The 16,354-nt window shown below is 55.4% G+C and carries 15 protein-coding genes and 1 tRNA gene; 9 read left to right on the top strand and 7 right to left on the bottom strand.

Features of this window, described 5'->3' with window-relative positions; all coding sequences use genetic code 11:
- The first annotated feature begins 82 nt into the window (after positions 1–82).
- The 6 genes from ACQG2G_RS14880 (at position 83) to mgtE (ending at position 7,427) form a co-directional block, all read left to right on the top strand.
- Complete coding sequence (locus tag ACQG2G_RS14880; RefSeq protein ID WP_038420237.1) at positions 83–1,171, top strand: porin OmpC; 1,089 nt, start codon at positions 83–85, stop codon at positions 1,169–1,171.
- A gap of 115 nt (positions 1,172–1,286) precedes the next feature.
- Positions 1,287–2,342 (top strand): FAD:protein FMN transferase ApbE, encoded by a 1,056-nt coding sequence (gene apbE / locus ACQG2G_RS14875; protein WP_013098005.1) that lies wholly within the window; start codon positions 1,287–1,289, stop codon positions 2,340–2,342.
- 72 nt (positions 2,343–2,414) lie between these two features.
- Positions 2,415–3,473 (top strand): bifunctional DNA-binding transcriptional regulator/O6-methylguanine-DNA methyltransferase Ada, encoded by a 1,059-nt coding sequence (ada, locus tag ACQG2G_RS14870; RefSeq protein WP_061772934.1) that lies wholly within the window; start codon positions 2,415–2,417, stop codon positions 3,471–3,473.
- The gene (gene alkB, locus ACQG2G_RS14865) at positions 3,473–4,129 is read left to right on the top strand and encodes a DNA oxidative demethylase AlkB (protein ID WP_013098003.1); all 657 of its coding nucleotides are present in this window, start codon (positions 3,473–3,475) and stop codon (positions 4,127–4,129) included. The genes ada and alkB overlap by 1 nt, the downstream gene beginning before the upstream one ends.
- 69 nt (positions 4,130–4,198) lie before the next feature.
- Positions 4,199–5,842 (top strand): multidrug ABC transporter permease/ATP-binding protein, encoded by a 1,644-nt coding sequence (locus tag ACQG2G_RS14860; protein ID WP_061772933.1) that lies wholly within the window; start codon positions 4,199–4,201, stop codon positions 5,840–5,842.
- Between the two features lie 148 nt (positions 5,843–5,990).
- Positions 5,991–7,427 (top strand): magnesium transporter, encoded by a 1,437-nt coding sequence (gene mgtE, locus ACQG2G_RS14855; RefSeq protein ID WP_013098001.1) that lies wholly within the window; start codon positions 5,991–5,993, stop codon positions 7,425–7,427.
- Here mgtE and ACQG2G_RS14850 read toward each other — a convergent pair.
- Positions 7,390–8,679 carry a SulP family inorganic anion transporter gene (locus ACQG2G_RS14850; protein ID WP_061772198.1) on the bottom strand — a complete coding sequence of 430 codons (1,290 nt, stop codon included), beginning with the start codon at positions 8,677–8,679 and terminating at the stop codon, positions 7,390–7,392. The genes mgtE and ACQG2G_RS14850 overlap by 38 nt on opposite strands.
- A 188-nt stretch (positions 8,680–8,867) precedes the next feature.
- Here ACQG2G_RS14850 and mqo point away from each other — a divergent pair, with 188 nt between their 5' ends.
- Positions 8,868–10,517: a malate dehydrogenase (quinone) gene (mqo, locus tag ACQG2G_RS14845; RefSeq protein ID WP_020690675.1), complete on the top strand. Its 1,650-nt coding sequence runs from the start codon at positions 8,868–8,870 to the stop codon at positions 10,515–10,517.
- A gap of 135 nt (positions 10,518–10,652) precedes the next feature.
- On the opposite strand, the gene eco is transcribed toward mqo, so the two are convergent.
- Positions 10,653–11,162, bottom strand: coding sequence for a serine protease inhibitor ecotin (gene eco, locus ACQG2G_RS14840; protein WP_029883097.1), 510 nt, complete (start codon positions 11,160–11,162; stop codon positions 10,653–10,655).
- Positions 11,163–11,364: 202 nt separating this feature from the next.
- Here eco and ACQG2G_RS14835 point away from each other — a divergent pair, with 202 nt between their 5' ends.
- Complete coding sequence (locus ACQG2G_RS14835) at positions 11,365–11,625, top strand: DUF2534 family protein (protein ID WP_013097997.1); 261 nt, start codon at positions 11,365–11,367, stop codon at positions 11,623–11,625.
- 90 nt (positions 11,626–11,715) lie between these two features.
- Here the strand turns inward: ACQG2G_RS14835 and ACQG2G_RS14830 are convergent.
- The 3 genes from ACQG2G_RS14830 to ACQG2G_RS14820 form a co-directional block, all read right to left on the bottom strand.
- Positions 11,716–11,792: transfer RNA gene (locus ACQG2G_RS14830), tRNA-Pro, on the bottom strand.
- 72 nt (positions 11,793–11,864) lie between these two features.
- On the bottom strand, positions 11,865–13,625 hold the full coding sequence (gene yejM / locus ACQG2G_RS14825) for an LPS biosynthesis-modulating metalloenzyme YejM (RefSeq protein ID WP_029883096.1): 1,761 nt from the start codon (positions 13,623–13,625) through the stop codon (positions 11,865–11,867).
- A 19-nt stretch (positions 13,626–13,644) separates the two neighbouring features.
- The gene (locus ACQG2G_RS14820; RefSeq protein WP_061772358.1) at positions 13,645–13,872 is read right to left on the bottom strand and encodes a YejL family protein; all 228 of its coding nucleotides are present in this window, start codon (positions 13,870–13,872) and stop codon (positions 13,645–13,647) included.
- Positions 13,873–14,006: 134 nt separating this feature from the next.
- Here ACQG2G_RS14820 and yejK point away from each other — a divergent pair, with 134 nt between their 5' ends.
- Positions 14,007–15,014 carry a nucleoid-associated protein YejK gene (yejK, locus tag ACQG2G_RS14815; protein ID WP_013097995.1) on the top strand — a complete coding sequence of 336 codons (1,008 nt, stop codon included), beginning with the start codon at positions 14,007–14,009 and terminating at the stop codon, positions 15,012–15,014.
- Between the two features lie 52 nt (positions 15,015–15,066).
- Here yejK and rplY read toward each other — a convergent pair whose 3' ends face one another.
- Both rplY and ACQG2G_RS14805 read right to left on the bottom strand, forming a co-directional pair.
- Complete coding sequence (gene rplY / locus ACQG2G_RS14810) at positions 15,067–15,351, bottom strand: 50S ribosomal protein L25 (protein ID WP_013097994.1); 285 nt, start codon at positions 15,349–15,351, stop codon at positions 15,067–15,069.
- 118 nt (positions 15,352–15,469) lie between these two features.
- Positions 15,470–16,342, bottom strand: a complete 873-nt coding sequence (locus tag ACQG2G_RS14805) for an alpha/beta fold hydrolase (RefSeq protein ID WP_061772284.1) — start codon at positions 16,340–16,342, stop codon at positions 15,470–15,472.
- Positions 16,343–16,354 lie beyond the last annotated feature (12 nt).

Below are 16,354 nucleotides of genomic sequence, written 5' to 3'. Positions count from 1 at the left end.
GGAGAATGAAATTGCCGACTGGTTAAGAGGGTTAACCGGTAAGCAGTGGTAATAATAAGGCATATAACAGAGGGTTAATAAAATGAAAGTTAAAGTACTGTCCCTCCTGGTACCAGCACTGCTGGTAGCAGGCGCAGCAAATGCGGCTGAAATTTATAACAAAGACGGCAACAAATTAGATCTGTACGGCAAAGTCGATGGTCTGCACTATTTCTCTGATGACGACAGTCAGGATGGCGACCAGACCTACATGCGTCTTGGCTTCAAAGGCGAAACTCAGGTTAATGATCAACTGACCGGTTACGGCCAGTGGGAATACCAGATTCAGGGTAACTCTGGTGAGAACGAAAACAACTCCTGGACTCGTGTGGCGTTCGCCGGTCTGAAATTTGGTGACGCGGGTTCTTTCGACTACGGTCGTAACTACGGTGTTGTTTACGATGTGACTTCCTGGACCGACGTTCTGCCAGAATTCGGCGGCGACACCTACGGTTCTGACAACTTCATGCAGCAGCGTGGTAACGGCTTCGCGACCTACCGTAACAGCGATTTCTTCGGCCTGGTTGATGGCCTGAACTTCGCCGTTCAGTATCAGGGTAAAAACGGTAGCGTGAGTGGTGAAGACCAGACTAACAACGGTCGTAATGAACTGCGTCAGAACGGTGACGGCGTTGGCGGTTCTATCACTTATAACCTGGGCGAAGGCTTCGGTATCGGTACTGCCATCAGCAGCTCTAAACGTACCAACTCTCAGAATGACTACGGCTTAGGTAACGGCGATCGCGCTGAAACCTACACCGGCGGTCTGAAATACGACGCTAACAACATCTACCTGGCTGCTCAGTATACTCAGACCTATAACGCAACTCGCATCGGTGATCAAGGCTGGGCCAACAAAGCACAGAACTTCGAAGTGGTTGCTCAGTACCAGTTCGACTTCGGCCTGCGTCCATCCGTGGCATACCTGCAGTCTAAAGGTAAGGACATTGAAGGTTACGGCGATCAGGATCTGCTGAAATATGTTGATGTGGGTGCGACTTACTACTTCAACAAAAACATGTCTACCTACGTGGACTACAAAATCAACCTGCTGGATGACAAAGAGTTCACCCGTAATGCAGGTATCAGCACTGACGATATCGTAGCACTGGGTCTGGTTTACCAGTTCTAATCGCTTTTCAGTGTAACAAAGGGGCCGGCTGGCCCCTTTTTATTGCCTTTTTTAAGGCCTTTCAATTCCCGCGTTTTGGTGTACTCTTGCCGCCCTGGCATGAGGATAATAATGAATGGACATGACTTTTTTACGCGCCAGCGTCCTGGCAACCTTTTTTTTCCTGACCGCATGTGACTCTTCCACGCCTGTGGCACACACCGACGCGCCAGCGGCGACGGTGCTGGAAGGCAAAACGATGGGGACATTCTGGCGCGTCAGCGTAATGAACCTTGATAAAGCACGCGCAGAAGAACTTCGCGGCAAAATTCAGTCTCAGCTGGATGCCGACGATCAGCTGCTATCCACCTACAAAAACGACTCGGCGCTGATGCGCTTTAACCTCTCTACCAGCACGTCCCTGTGGCCGGTGAGCGAGGAGATGGCCGATATCGTGACCGAATCGATGCGCGTGGGCTATAAAACCCACGGTGCGATGGACGTGACCGTGGGGCCGTTAGTTAACCTCTGGGGATTCGGACCAAATAAGCAACCGGTGACCACCCCCGATCAGGCAGCCATTGACGACGCCCGCGCCCGGACAGGGCTTCAGCACCTGACGGTGATCAACCAGTACGGGCAGCAGTATCTGCAAAAAGACATCCCCGATCTGTTTGTTGACCTGTCGACAGTCGGGGAAGGTTATGCGGCGGATCATCTGGCCGCACTGATGGCTCAGGAAGGCATCCCGCGTTATCTGGTCTCCGTGGGTGGCGCATTGGTCAGCCGGGGGATGAACGCCAGCGGCAAACCGTGGCGTGTGGCGATTCAAAAACCGACCGACCAGCAAAATGCGGTGCAGGCGATTGTCGATATTAACGGCCATGGCATCAGCACCTCCGGCAGCTACCGTAACTATTACGAGCTCGACGGGAAGCGGATCTCGCATGTCATTGACCCCCAGACCGGGCGACCCATTACGCATAATCTGGTCTCGGTTACGGTGATTGCCCCGACGGCGCTGGAAGCCGATGCCTGGGATACCGGGTTAATGGTGCTCGGTACAGAGAAAGCCAAAGAGGTGGTTCGCCAGCAAGGGCTGGCGGTGTATATGATCACCAAAGAGGCCGACGGCTTTAAGACCTGGAGTTCACCGCAGTTCGACAGCTTCCTGGTGAGCGAAAAGAATTAAAAAGCAAGGTTGCGGGTTTTTGATTGCTGGCGCTCAGGCAAGCTGTAGGTATGCTTGTAAGAGGAGCCGATGATGAAAAACCCGACCTATATGACCGATGAGGATCGCTGGCAGGCTGTGCTGGCCCGCGATCCGCGTGCTGACGAACAATTTGTCTTTGCCGTCCAGACGACAGGGATCGTATGTCGTCCGTCCTGCCGCGCCCGACACGCGCTGCGTAAAAATGTCCACTTTTACCCCGATGTGCACCATGCTGTTCAGGCAGGGTTTCGGCCGTGCAAGCGTTGCCGACCGGACAAACGCGACCCGCAGGAAGATAAGCTGGAAAAAGTGGAGCGCGCCTGCCGCCTGCTGGAGCAGGATCCCGCGTTAACGCTGGAAATGCTGGCGCAGCAGGTTGCCATGAGTCCTTTCCATTTTCACCGCCTGTTTAAATCCGTAACCGGGATGACGCCAAAAGCCTGGCAGCAGGCAGCGCGAGGGCAGCGCCTGCGCAATGCGCTCGCCCACGGGGATAAAATAACCGATGCCGTGCTGGCGGCAGGGTTCCCGGACAGCAGCAGCTACTATCGTAAAGCCAACGACGCGCTGGGCATGACGGCAAAGCAGTACCGTAAAGGGGATGTCGCAGTGCGCTATGCCATCAGCGAGTGTGCCTTAGGCCGCTGTCTGGTGGGCGAAAGCGAGCGGGGGATCTGCGCAATATTGCTGGGCGATGATGATGCCAAAGTCACCCAGGAGATTTTGTCGCTGTTTCCGGACGCTGAACGCGCGCCGCTGGAAGGCGAATTTGCCCGACGTATTGCTCAGGTAATCCATACCATCGATAACCGTGGCGTGCCGCTGGCTCTGCCGCTGGATATTCGCGGAACCGCTTTCCAGCAGCAGGTCTGGCAGGCCCTGCGCAATATTCCCTGCGGTAAAACAGCCAGCTACCAGCAGGTGGCGCAGGCGATTGGCAAACCTGGCGCGGTACGTGCGGTGGCCGCAGCGTGTGCCGCAAATAAACTGGCGATCGTCATCCCTTGCCATCGTGTTGTACGCCAGGACGGAGCGCTTTCGGGCTATCGCTGGGGGACGGAACGAAAGGCGCTATTATTGAAACGTGAGTCCAGGAATCAGGAGGGATAATGCTCGATCTCTTTGCGGATGCAGAACCCTGGCAGGAGCCGCTAGCGCCTGGCGCGGTGATACTGCGCCGGTTTGCACTCTCCCGGGCCTCGGCGCTGCTGGCCGGGATCCAGGACGTCGCGGCCGTTTCGCCATTCCGACATATGGTGACGCCTGGCGGCTACACCATGTCGGTGGCGATGACCAACTGCGGTACGGCAGGATGGGCAACCAACGAACGGGGCTATCTCTATGCCCCGGACGATCCCGTCACCGGCAAGCCCTGGCCGCCCATGCCTGCGGTTTTTCAGGCGCTCTGCCATGATGCCGCCGTTGAGGCCACCTATCCCGATTTTCAACCGGATGCCTGTCTTATCAACCGCTATGGCGTTGGGGCGAAACTCTCGCTGCATCAGGATAAAGATGAACCCGATCTGCGTGCGCCGATCGTCTCGGTATCCCTGGGGCTGCCCGCCATATTCCAGTTCGGCGGATTACGCCGCAACGATCCTCTCCAGCGTCTGATGCTGGAGCATGGGGATGTGGTGGTGTGGGGCAGGGAGTCGCGGCTCTATTACCACGGCATTCAGCCACTGAAGCCTGGCGTCCATCCGCAGACGGGCGAGTTCCGCTTTAACCTGACTTTCCGCCAGACCGCGCCAGGCAAACAAAAATAAGAATTATTCTTGATGTAAACGCAGGGCAGTTTACACTGCTGGCTGATTTTTATTGTCCGGATTGCCTGCATGCAACTACTTCTTCTTGTCTGGCGTCAGTATCGCTGGCCCTTTATTGCGGTAATGGCGCTAAGCCTTGCCAGCGCCGCATTAGGTATTGGTCTTATCGCCTTCATCAACGTGCGTTTGATCGAAATGGTCGACACCTCGCTGTCCGTTCTGCCGGAATTTCTGGGGTTGTTATTGCTGCTGATGGCGGTCACGCTGGGTTCCCAGCTGGCGCTGACGGCCCTCGGGCATCATTTCGTCTTCCGCCTGCGCAGCGAGTTTATCAAGCGGATCCTGGATACCCAGGTGGAGCGCGTCGAGCAGCTCGGCAGCGCCTCTTTGCTGGCGGGACTGACCAGCGACGTGCGCGCCATCACCATTGCGTTTGTCCGTCTGCCGGAGCTGGTGCAGGGCATTATCCTGACTGTTGGCTCGGCGGCCTATCTCGCCTGGCTCTCCAGCAAGATGCTGGCCGTTACGGCACTGTGGATTACTATCACCATCTGGGGTGGTTTTCTGCTGGTTTCCCGCGTCTACAAACACATGGCGGTACTGCGTGAAACCGAGGACAAACTCTATAACGATTACCAGACGGTATTGGAAGGGCGTAAAGAGCTGACCCTTAACCGCGAGCGTGCCGAGCATATCTTCAACAACCTCTACATCCCGGACGCGCGTGAATACCGGCACCATATTATCCGTGCCGATACCTTCCACCTGAGCGCGGTTAACTGGTCGAACATTATGATGCTGGGCGCGATTGGCCTGGTCTTCTGGATGGCCAACAGCCTGGGCTGGGCCGATACCAATGTAGCGGCAACTTACTCCCTGACGCTGCTGTTTTTGCGCACACCGCTGCTCTCTGCCGTCGGTGCATTGCCCACCTTGCTGAGCGCGCAGGTGGCGTTCAATAAGCTCAAAAAGTTCGACCTTGCGCCGTTCAAAGCCGAGTTCCCGCGCCCTCAGGCCTTCCCGAACTGGCAAACGCTGGAACTGCGTAACGTCACATTCCGCTACCAGGACAACGCCTTTTCCGTGGGGCCGGTCAATCTGACGATTCATCGCGGCGAACTGCTGTTTCTCATTGGCGGTAACGGCAGCGGGAAATCGACGCTGGCAATGTTGCTGACGGGGTTATATCAGCCGCAATCGGGTGACATTCTGCTGGATGGCCGCGCGCTCAGCGCAGAGAAGCCTGAGGATTATCGCAAGCTGTTCTCGGCGGTATTCACCGATGTCTGGCTCTTCGATCAGCTGCTGGGGCCGGAAGGGCAACAGGCTAACCCGGCGCTGGTGGAGAAGTGGCTGGCGCATCTGCAGATGTCGCACAAGCTTAAGCTGCAGGACGGCAAGATCCTCAACCTGAAGCTCTCGAAAGGCCAGAAAAAGCGCGTGGCGCTTCTGCTGGCCCTGGCGGAAGAGCGCGACATCATTCTGCTGGACGAATGGGCAGCGGATCAGGACCCGCATTTCCGCCGCGAGTTCTACCAGGTGCTGCTGCCGCTGATGCAGGCGATGGGCAAAACCATCTTTGCCATCAGCCATGACGATCACTACTTCATTCACGCCGACCGGCTGCTGGAGATGCGTGACGGCAAGCTGAGCGAACTGACCGGTGAAGAGCGCGATGCGGCGTCTCGCGATGCGGTGGCGCGCACGGCCTGAAGCCTTCACTCTAACCCTCTCCCACGGGGAGAGGGGATAAATCGTGCATGTTATGCCGATTTTTTCTCCATCCCGCCCCGTTGTTTATTCTTATTTACATATCTCCGCGCTATGCTTAAAGCCAACTTATTTCATGGATTTATGATTAATGTCGGTTTTAAAGAAAAACAGTGCCAGGCAGCGCGACCAGGAACGTGCGCGTCTCATCTGGCTCCTCACGACGGATAAAGCAGTCACCTCTGCGTTACTGGGCAAACTGACCCTGGCTGAGCAATATGATGTCGGCACGCTGGCCGACGATATTGCTGAGGTAGGTGCGCTGGTTGCTCATTTACCTCCGCCGGATCTGGCGGATACCCTGGAAGCCCTCCCCTCGGAAGAGCGTCACGCCCTGTGGCGTCTGGTGCAGGATCACGAGCGCGGGCAGGTGTTGCTGGAAGCCTCTGAAAACGTCTGGGACGATCTCATTGATGAGATGAGCGACCGGGATATCCTCGATGCCCTGCAGACGCTGGACATTGACGAGCAGATTTACCTCGTTCAGCATCTGCCGCGAAACCTGACCGGGCGACTGCTGGCTTCGCTGCCTGCGGAAGAGCGGGCACGCGTGCGTCAGGTGATGCACTATGACAAACACAGCGTGGGCGCCATTATGGAGTTTGGCGTCATCATGGTGCGCCCGGATGTGACTCTCGGTACGGTGCAGCGCTATCTGCGTCGCCTGGGCAGCATGCCGGATAACACCGATAAACTGTTCGTCACCTCCCGGGATAAAACCCTGCTTGGCGAGCTGGAGCTTAAAACGATCCTGCTCAACAGCACCCAGCGGCGGGTGAGTGAGGTGATGGAAACCGAGCCGATGGTCTTCTCCCCGGAAGACGACGCGGAAAAAGCGGCCCGTACCTTCGAACGTGACGACCTTGTGAGCGCGGCGGTCGTCGATTCTGTGGGTAAACTGATGGGGCGTCTGACCATCGATGAGATCGTTGACGTGGTTTACGAAGAGACCGATAACGATTTACGTGCGCTCGGCGGGATCAGCGCCGAAGATGACGTCCACGCCTCCGTCGGCAAGGCAGTGAAAACCCGCTGGGCATGGCTCGCCATTAACCTCTGCACGGCATTTATCGCCTCACGGGTGATCGACGGCTTTGAACACACCATTTCACAACTGGTCGCGCTGGCCTCGCTGATGCCGATTGTGGCCGGCATTGGCGGCAACACCGGCAACCAGACTATTACCATGATCGTCCGTGCACTGGCGCTGGAGAACATTCAGCCGGGTAACTTCGCCTTCCTGATCTTCAGGGAGATGGGGGTGGCGCTGATTAACGGCCTGGTGTGGGGCGGCATTATGGGCGGCATTACCTGGTGGCTGTACGATGATATGGCGTTAGGCGGGGTGATGATGCTGGCGATGGTGCTGAATCTGCTGGTGGCCTCCATGATGGGGGTCATTATCCCCCTGACGATGACCAAACTGGGGCGCGACCCCGCGGTGGGGTCGAGCGTGATGATTACCGCCATCACCGATACCGGCGGTTTCTTTATTTTTCTTGGGCTTGCAACGATTTTTCTTCTTTAAGCCGACGCTTGAGCCGGGCGGGAAGCAATGCCATCACAATAATCCCGCCCAGCACGCCAATGGCCAGGTTACCGGTTGAAACCGTTGCTGCAACGGTAATCAGCATCACAACCGTTTCGGCAATCGGCGCACTTTTTAACGTGGCAGGCTGAAGGCTGTGCCAGTTAAACGTTTTGATGGCAACAATCGCCATGATCCCGGCCAGAACGGCCATAGGGATTTTTGCCATCACCTCACTGAGGGCGGTGACCAGCACCAGCAGCACCATGCCCGCTGCAAAAGTTGAGACGCGACTGCGACCTTTGCCCATCTCCACGTTGACGATGGTTTGTCCGATCATGGCACAGCCCGCGATCCCGCCGTACAACCCGGCAAGAATATTCCCTGCGCCCAGACCGATACTTTCACGGCGTTTGCTGGACGTCGTCGCGGTCAGTTCATCCACCAGTTTTGCCGTCAGCAGTGATTCCAGCAGGCCGACAAAAGCGATACTCAGCGCGCATGGCCAGATGATGCTGAGCGTTTCCATATTCAGCGGAACGAGCAGCTGTGTCAGCCCTGGCAAACCACTGCTCATAGAACCTTCATCCCCCACCGTCGGGAGAACCTGTCCGCTGGTCACGGTGAACAGGGTGAGCAATACAATCGCAATAAGCGGTGACGGGATGCTTTTAACAAAGCGCGGCACCCACAGCACAATCAGCAGCGTCAGCACGAACAGGCCCACAATCAGCGGGCTGCGGCTCCAGAAATGGGGAACCTGCGCGAAGAAAATTAACAATCCCAGCGCATTTACGAAACCGGTCATCACCGACTGGGGAATAAAGCGCATCAGGCGCGCCATTCCGAACACGCCAAACAGAATCTGGATTATCCCCGCCATCAGGACCGCCGGCAGGATGTACTGCACGCCGTGCTGATGCACCATCGGGCCAATCACCAGCGCGACGGAGCCCGCAGCTGCTGTGACCATCGCACGACGACCGCCGAACGCTGAAAGGGTCAGACACAGCACCACAGAGGCAATCAGGCTGACCTTTGGGTCAACGCCTGCGACCACGGAAAAGGAGATCACCTCAGGAATGAGGGCCAGAGCGGTAATTACGCCTGCCAGCGTTTCGCGTAGCAGCAGTTGAGGGGAACGCAGCACCGTGGCGACCTGGTCTTCACGGGAAAGAGAAGCATGGGGTAATGACATAACAATTCGCAGATTAGGGCGGACTTCCGTGCGCGCGATCACAAAGTGCAGCATAGTAACCAGAAATAACGCGCCTTGCCAGTTTCATCCGGCAATCCCACACAAACAATCCATCATTAAATTTCACAATTACAATAATTTCGTAACCTTTAAACAATATTTAAAAGTTGCTACCGTTCCCCCCGCAGCTTTTTTCACCTGCAATTTCCACGCTTAAAGCACTACTCAACTAAGGCAAAATTATGAAAAAAATGACTGCCATGCTCTTTTCTCTGGCCGTGGGGCTGAACACCGTCTCCATGGCGGCGAAAGCTGACGCACCAAAAGAGCAGGAAACGGACGTCCTTTTAATTGGCGGCGGCATCATGAGCGCCACGCTGGGAACCTATCTGCAAGAGCTTCAGCCGGACTGGTCAATGACCATGGTCGAGCGCCTCGATGGCGTGGCGCAGGAAAGCTCAAACGGCTGGAATAACGCCGGTACCGGACATTCGGCACTCATGGAACTGAACTATACGCCGCAGAAAAAGGACGGTTCCATTAGTATCGAGAAGGCGGTAGAGATCAACGAAGCATTCCAGATTTCTCGCCAGTTCTGGTCTCACCAGGTGAACAGCGGCGTGTTGCACGATCCGCACTCCTTCATCAACACCGTGCCGCACATGAGCTTTGTGTGGGGCGAGCAGAATGTGAACTTCCTGCGCGCGCGCTACGCGGCGCTGCAGCAGAGCACGCTGTTCCGCGGCATGAAATATTCTGAAGATCACGCGCAGATCAAAGAGTGGGCACCGCTGGTGATGGAAGGTCGTGACCCGAACCAGAAGGTGGCGGCAACCCGTACTGAGATTGGTACTGACGTCAACTATGGCGAAATCACCCGTCAGCTGGTGGCCTCTCTGAAGAAAAAAGAGAACTTCAATCTGCAGCTCAGCACCGAAGTGCGTGGCTTTAAGCGCAACGCTGACAACAGCTGGAGCGTGACCGTTGCCGATCTGAAAAACAACGAAGCCGAGCACGTTATCAAGGCAAAGTTTGTCTTTATTGGTGCGGGCGGTGCGGCGCTGAAACTGCTGCAGGAGTCCGGTATTCCGGAAGCGGACGACTACGCGGGCTTCCCGGTGGGCGGTCAGTTCCTGGTGTCGGAAAACCCGGAAGTGGTGAACCGTCATCTGGCAAAAGTGTATGGTCAGGCCTCCGTGGGGGCGCCGCCAATGTCCGTTCCACACATCGATACCCGTATGCTTGACGGTAAGCGTGTGGTGCTGTTCGGGCCGTTTGCAACCTTCTCCACTAAATTCCTGAAAAACGGCTCGTTGTGGGATCTGCTGAGCGCAACCACCACCTCAAACGTGAAGCCAATGATGGATGTCGGGCTGGATAACTTCGATCTGGTGAAATACCTGATTAGCCAGGTGATGCTTTCTGATGAAGAACGCTTCGAGGCGCTGAAAGAGTACTATCCGCAGGCGAAGAAAGAAGACTGGCGTCTGTGGCAGGCGGGTCAGCGCGTACAGATCATCAAACGCGATCCGAAAGAGGGCGGTGTGCTGCGTCTGGGTACCGAAGTGGTAAGCGATAAAGACGGCACTATTGCCGCGCTGCTGGGGGCTTCCCCTGGCGCCTCTACCGCTGCACCTATCATGCTGCACCTGATGGAAAAAGTGTTTAAAGATAAAGTCGCCACGCCGGAATGGCAGGCGAAGCTGAAAACGATTATTCCATCCTACGGTACGAAGCTGAACGGTAACGTGGACGCGACGGAGCAGGAGCTGGAATACACCAGCCGCGTACTGCAGCTGCAATACGTTAAGCCGCAGGCTGCTGATGCTGCACCAAAAGCGGAGCTGAAGCCGCAGGCAGAAAACAAACCGGTGGCGGATATCGCGCTGTAAGGTAAAAGCAAAACGGTAACATCCGTTACCGTTTTTAGTGTTTTCTCCCTCTCCCGGTGGGAGAGGGTTGGGGTGAGGGCACCAGAGCACACCCATTCCGGGTCGGGTAAGGCGAAGCCGCCACCCGACTTATTCTTAACGTACTACCGCTTGTCCGATATTTTCATCCGCCTTCCACACGCGATATTTCACTTCCACGTTTTCCGGCGTATACACCACGATTGGCAGCTTGCTGTTGTAGCGTAACAGGCTGTTATCACCCAGATACGCGGTCACGAATTTCTTCTCTTTCTTGCCATCCGGGCAGGCCATCATGGTGGAAACCGGTGACGTCACTTTATCAAAGATAAAGTAGTCGTAGCCCCAGCCTTCCAGCGTTTTGCTTTCCAGCTGTCCGCCGAGACGATGCTGGTTGCAATCCACTTCCAGCGTCTGGCCGATCAACAGTTCCACTTTGAAATTCGCTTCATTTTGCTGAGCCGGTAACTGGATCACCTGACGCTTCATGCCTTTTTCCGCTTGCGGATAAGGCGCGATTTTTTCCAGAGGTTGTACCTTCTGGCTTTCAGTTGCGAAGGCGCTGGTGCTGACGCACGCGGCGGCGATCAGGGCAAGGGCAAATTTAGGTGCGTTTTTCACAGTCATTCCTTTATGTCAAAACCATCCTGATGAGATTAGCATAACGCCCATGAATGATTAGCGTGATTTACTTATATTTTCAATAAAAGCAGTGTAATGAGCTAATGCAGTGCCATTTTTGTGGTGGTTTGTACTTCTGTGGAGTCTGGCGGCAGATCGTGTTATTTTAAGGCATACATAATGTTATTCATCTGTAAAGGGAAGAGAGATGATTCGTGCAAAACTGAAAACACCTGAAGGCCGTAAGTTCCTCCTGGCGCTGCTGGTTGTGTTTATGATTGCGGCCGCGTGCGTGGGCCGGGCAACCATTGTCGGCGTCATCGAACAGTACAACATTCCACTCTCTGCGTGGACGACCAGCATGTATGTCCTGCAGTCGGCGATGATCTTCGTTTACAGCCTGGTGTTCACCGTCCTGCTTGCCATTCCGCTGGGTATTTTCTTCCTTGGCGGGCGCGACAAGCACTAAGCGTTCACTTACGATCTCAAAAGCCAGCCTGCGGGTTGGCTTTTTTTGTGCATAAAAAAACCAGCCATATGGCTGGTTTTTAAATAGTTTTGGTCGGCACGAGAGGATTTGAACCTCCGACCCCCGACACCCCATGACGGTGCGCTACCAGGCTGCGCTACGTGCCGACGCATGAAATGAATACTACTCGATTCCGTTTTGAATGCAAGGGAATCTGAGGCTAACTGGTTTATAATTAATCAGTTAGCGATAAACCGTTTCTCATCCGTCAGAACCTGTAGCAGCAGATTCAACTGCGGTTTCTGGTCTTTCAGCCGTTCACCCTGCAGATTATACGTCTGATAGTTTCCGTTATTGTTCAATACCAGCGTCAGCATTGGCGTGGTGACCGCCAGCGTATCATTGCCCGCTGCCGTGACCCAGTTGTGGCGACGCGTGGCGCTGAAGAGATCCTGCCCCTGTGAATACTCATTTGCCGGCGTACTGACGTGCAGCAGCCGTTGCATCAGCGTGGTCATCACATCTTTATGTTCGGTGAGCATGTTAATGCGCTGAGCGGGGGTGCCCGGCCAGTGGATTACCAGCGGAACATGCAGATTCGGCCGCGACCAGCTCATACTCTTCGCTTCGTCGCCCAGCGGTACGCCGTGGGCTGCCGTCACGATCACCACGGTGTTTTCGAGCTTGCCGGATTCGCGTAAGGCATCAAGCACGCGGCTAATCTGGTCATCAACATTGCCTGCTGCACGGCTGTAGCGGCGCGCAAAGCCTTTCTGATTGCTGTCATCGAGCGTGGTGCCATTAAAGGCAACCCAGGAGAACCAGCGGTTATCTTCCTGCGCATAACGCTGCAGCCAGTTAATCCACTGACTGGCGGTCTGCTCGTCCGACTGGCTTTCCGCGGCTGGCAGGGAGAAATCAGACAGCAGCGCCTGGCGGTACAGCGCGCTGTTAAAGCCGTCTGAGGAGAACAACCCTAACTGATATCCCTGCTGATTGAGCCCGGTGATCAGCGCTGCAGGAATGCGCGCAGAAAGCACGCCGTCCATGTAGGCGGCTGAAATGCCATAGAACAGGCCAAAAATGCCCGCATCGGCGGTGTTGCCGGAGCTCATATGCTGGGTGAACGTCACGTTCTTGCTGGCGAACTCGGCCAGCGCGGGCATCTGCTTCTCGTAACGGGAGTAGTTCAGACCATCGACGGTGATCAGCAGGACGTTCTGTCCGCGTCCCATATCGCGATAGCGCAGATCGCTCAGCGGATACTGCACACTAACCGCTTCCGGATTCCCTTGCTCAATCAGACGACGCTGGTACTCCTGCGCGTCCAGCAGCCCGTGCTTCTCAAGGAAACGACGCGCCGTCATTGGATAAGAGAGCGGCAGGTTCGCCCGCTGCATGGTGATCGGACGATAGAAGTTCGCATCCGCCCAGATATACATGATGTGCGAACTGATAAAGGAGATGAAAAAGATCGCGGCCACCGGTTTCGCGTAATGGCGTCGGCGGGTCAGGCTGCGCAGTTTTTGCCAGCTCCAGGTGGCAAACAGCATCTCTATCAGAAGGATCACCGGGACGCTGATAAACATCAGCTGCCAGTCACGGGCCGTTTCGTTCTGATCGGGGTTAATCACCAGCTCCCAAACGATGGGATTGAGATGCAGGTGGAAGCGGGTGAACACTTCACTGTCGATAAGCAGCAGCGTCATCCCTGCCGTTGCAAGGATGGCGGATAAAAATCGCATCAGACGCTGCGACATGACGATAAACGTCAGCGGGAAGAGGATCAGCAGATAGGTGGCGAAAACCAAAAAGCTAAAGTGCCCTACAACGCTTATCCAGGAGTAAATACGCCCGGTTAGCGTCGTCGGCCAGTCTGCGACAAACAGATAACGACAGCCGATAAGCGTCGCCAGCAGAATGTTGAACAGGGCAAACCAGTGCCCCCAGCTGACCATCTGGGAGACTTTTTCACGGTAGCGCTGACGATTCGTCACCATAAACTGTTGTTCGTTTCCCTTAATGGGCCTGGTCGTCGCTAACGGAAGACAGTAAAGCCTGGGCGAAAGATTTGGCGATCGCCTGACGCTGAGCCGGAGCAACGCTGGTATTGATAAGGTTGGTGACCATATTTCCCAAAACCATCAGGGAGAGATCGGTCGGTGTTTTATGTTTTTCCAGTACGTTGACCAGCTCACTGAGCAATTGTTCAACGTGTTCATCACTGTATCGGGAATGTTGTGGCATAAATCAAAATCAGTTTGTTGATGAAAGGGCAACATATTACCGTAGCAACAGCTTTTTTTCCCCTTTTTTATCAGTTGTTGCACACATGTCCTGGTGGTGGTTGAATACCGCCCGGTCTAAAAGGAGAGTTTATCATGAGTCTGGAAATCAACCAGATTGCCTTGCACCAGCTTATCAAGCGTGATGAGCAAACCCTTGAAGTGGTGCTGCGCGATTCGTTACTGGAACCCACGGCAACCGTTGTGGAAATGATGGCGGAACTGCACCGCGTCTACAGTGCAAAAAATAAAGCCTATGGTCTGTTCAGCGACGAGAGTGAACTGGCTGATAGCCTGCGCCTGCAACGTCAGGGTGAAGAAGATTTCCTGGCGTTTAGCCGCGCGGCAACCGGACGTCTGCGCGACGAACTGGCAAAATACCCGTTTGCCGACGGCGGTATCGTTCTGTTCTGCCACTATCGCTACCTGGCGGTCGAGTATCTGCTGGTCACCGTGCTGAACAATTTAAGCAGTATGCGCGTGAATGAGCAACTGGATATCAGCTCCACCCATTATCTGGATATCAACCATGCGGATATCGTTGCGCGTATTGATTTGACCGAGTGGGAAACCAATCCGGAGTCGACGCGCTACCTGACCTTCCTCAAAGGGCGTGTTGGCCGTAAAGTGGCCGATTTCTTTATGGACTTCCTCGGTGCCAGCGAAGGTCTCAACGCCAAAGCGCAGAACAAAGGGCTGTTGCAGGCGGTGGATGACTTCACGGCGGAAGCGCAGCTCGATAAATCTGAGCGCCAGAACGTGCGTCAGCAGGTTTACAGCTACTGCAACGAACAGCTGCAGGCGGGGGAAGAGATTGAGCTGGAGTCGCTGTCAAAAGAGCTGGCCGGCGTCAGTGAAGTCAGTTTCCAGGAATTTACTGCTGAGAAAGGGTATGAGCTGGAAGAGAGCTTCCCGGCGGATCGCAGTACGCTGCGTCAGTTAACCAAATTTGCCGGAAGCGGCGGCGGGTTAACCATCAACTTTGATGCCATGCTGCTGGGGGAACGTATCTTCTGGGATCCGGCTACCGACACGCTGACCATTAAAGGTACGCCACCCAACCTGCGCGATCAGCTGCAGCGTCGCACCGCTGGCGGTAAATAACCGCCATAAAAAAACCCCGCCGAAGCGGGGCTTTTTTTCGACATGTTTGCGATTACGCGCGAACGAAGTCGATGTGAGTCAGTTTTGGCTTGAACGCGTGACGCTGAACAGCCTGAACTTTCACTTTTTCTTCTTTACCGCCAACAACGATGGTCAGAACTTCGCTGTAGAATTCAGCTTTGGTCTGCATGTTCCATACTTTGTCGTGATCCAGTTCGATAGAAACTGGAGCAGCTTCGCCACCGTAAACGATAGCCGGGAACTTGTTAGCGGTACGCAGGCGGCGGCTCGCACCCTTACCCTGCACGTTACGTACTTCTGCTTCGATAGTGAACATTGATTTCTCTCTGTATTTAAAACCCTACTACAGGCGACCCAGCAGCAGGTGAGTGTTCTGCTTTGCGGATGCAAAAGCGGGCGGCATTATAGCCCCCAATCCACCTCAGGGCAATGAATTAATCCCCACTAAAGAAACCGCTTAGGGCGTCGGCGACGGCCTGAGGCTGCTCTTCTGGCTGAAAATGGCCGCAACGGGGGATCACGTGCCCGTCAACGCGTTCTGCAAACGCCCTCAGCGGCGAGGCCATATCAGGAATCGAACCCTGATCGGCACTGAGTGCCAGAACAGGAACAGAGAGTTTACCCCGTTCGCTAAGCGCCCGGTTTTGCGCAGCGGAGAGGGCGGCAGCGCGATAGTAAGCCAGCCCTGCGCGCAAGCCACCTTCGCGCGTAAAAATGCGCAGATACTCGTCAAGATCCGCCTCGCTGAAGGTGAGGGGATTTGCCGCTTTGCGACGCAGAAACCACTCCAGATAGCCACGCTCTTTGCCCCTGATGAGGAATTCAGGCAGGTCTGCAATTACGTGAAAGGCAAAATGCCAGGTGCGCCAGGCGCGGTCCGCGGTGACGGGGAGGGCATCGGGTAAGGTAATACCCGGAATGCCGGCGTCCAGCAGCGCCAGCTTTATCACCTCATCGCTGTACATCGCCGCATAAGGCCAGGCAACCCAGGCTCCCACGTCGTGACCGGCCAGATAGTAGCGATGCACGCCAAGCTGGGTCAGCAGCTCATGAACATGGCTGGCGAGGGTGTGGGTGTCATACCCCTCTGACGGACAATCGGTATCACCCTGTCCGGGTAAGTCCGGGGCGATCACATGGTAACGCTCGGCCAGCAAAGGGATAACCTGGCGCCAGGCGTACCAGCTTTCGGGGAAACCTGCCAGCAGGACAACCGTCTGCGCGTGCTGTTCTCCGGCGGTGACGTAGTGCGTGCGGATGCCATTGATGAGCGTGAAATGGTGCTGCGGGGCGATGGGCATGGTCATAACGATCTCCAG

Source organism: Enterobacter cloacae complex sp. 382A5 (genome assembly GCF_050031095.1).
GTDB classification, from domain to species: Bacteria; Pseudomonadota; Gammaproteobacteria; order Enterobacterales; family Enterobacteriaceae; genus Enterobacter; species Enterobacter cloacae.
Note: the sequence above shows the minus strand (reverse complement) of the source record. Positions and strands in the feature narration are given on the sequence as shown.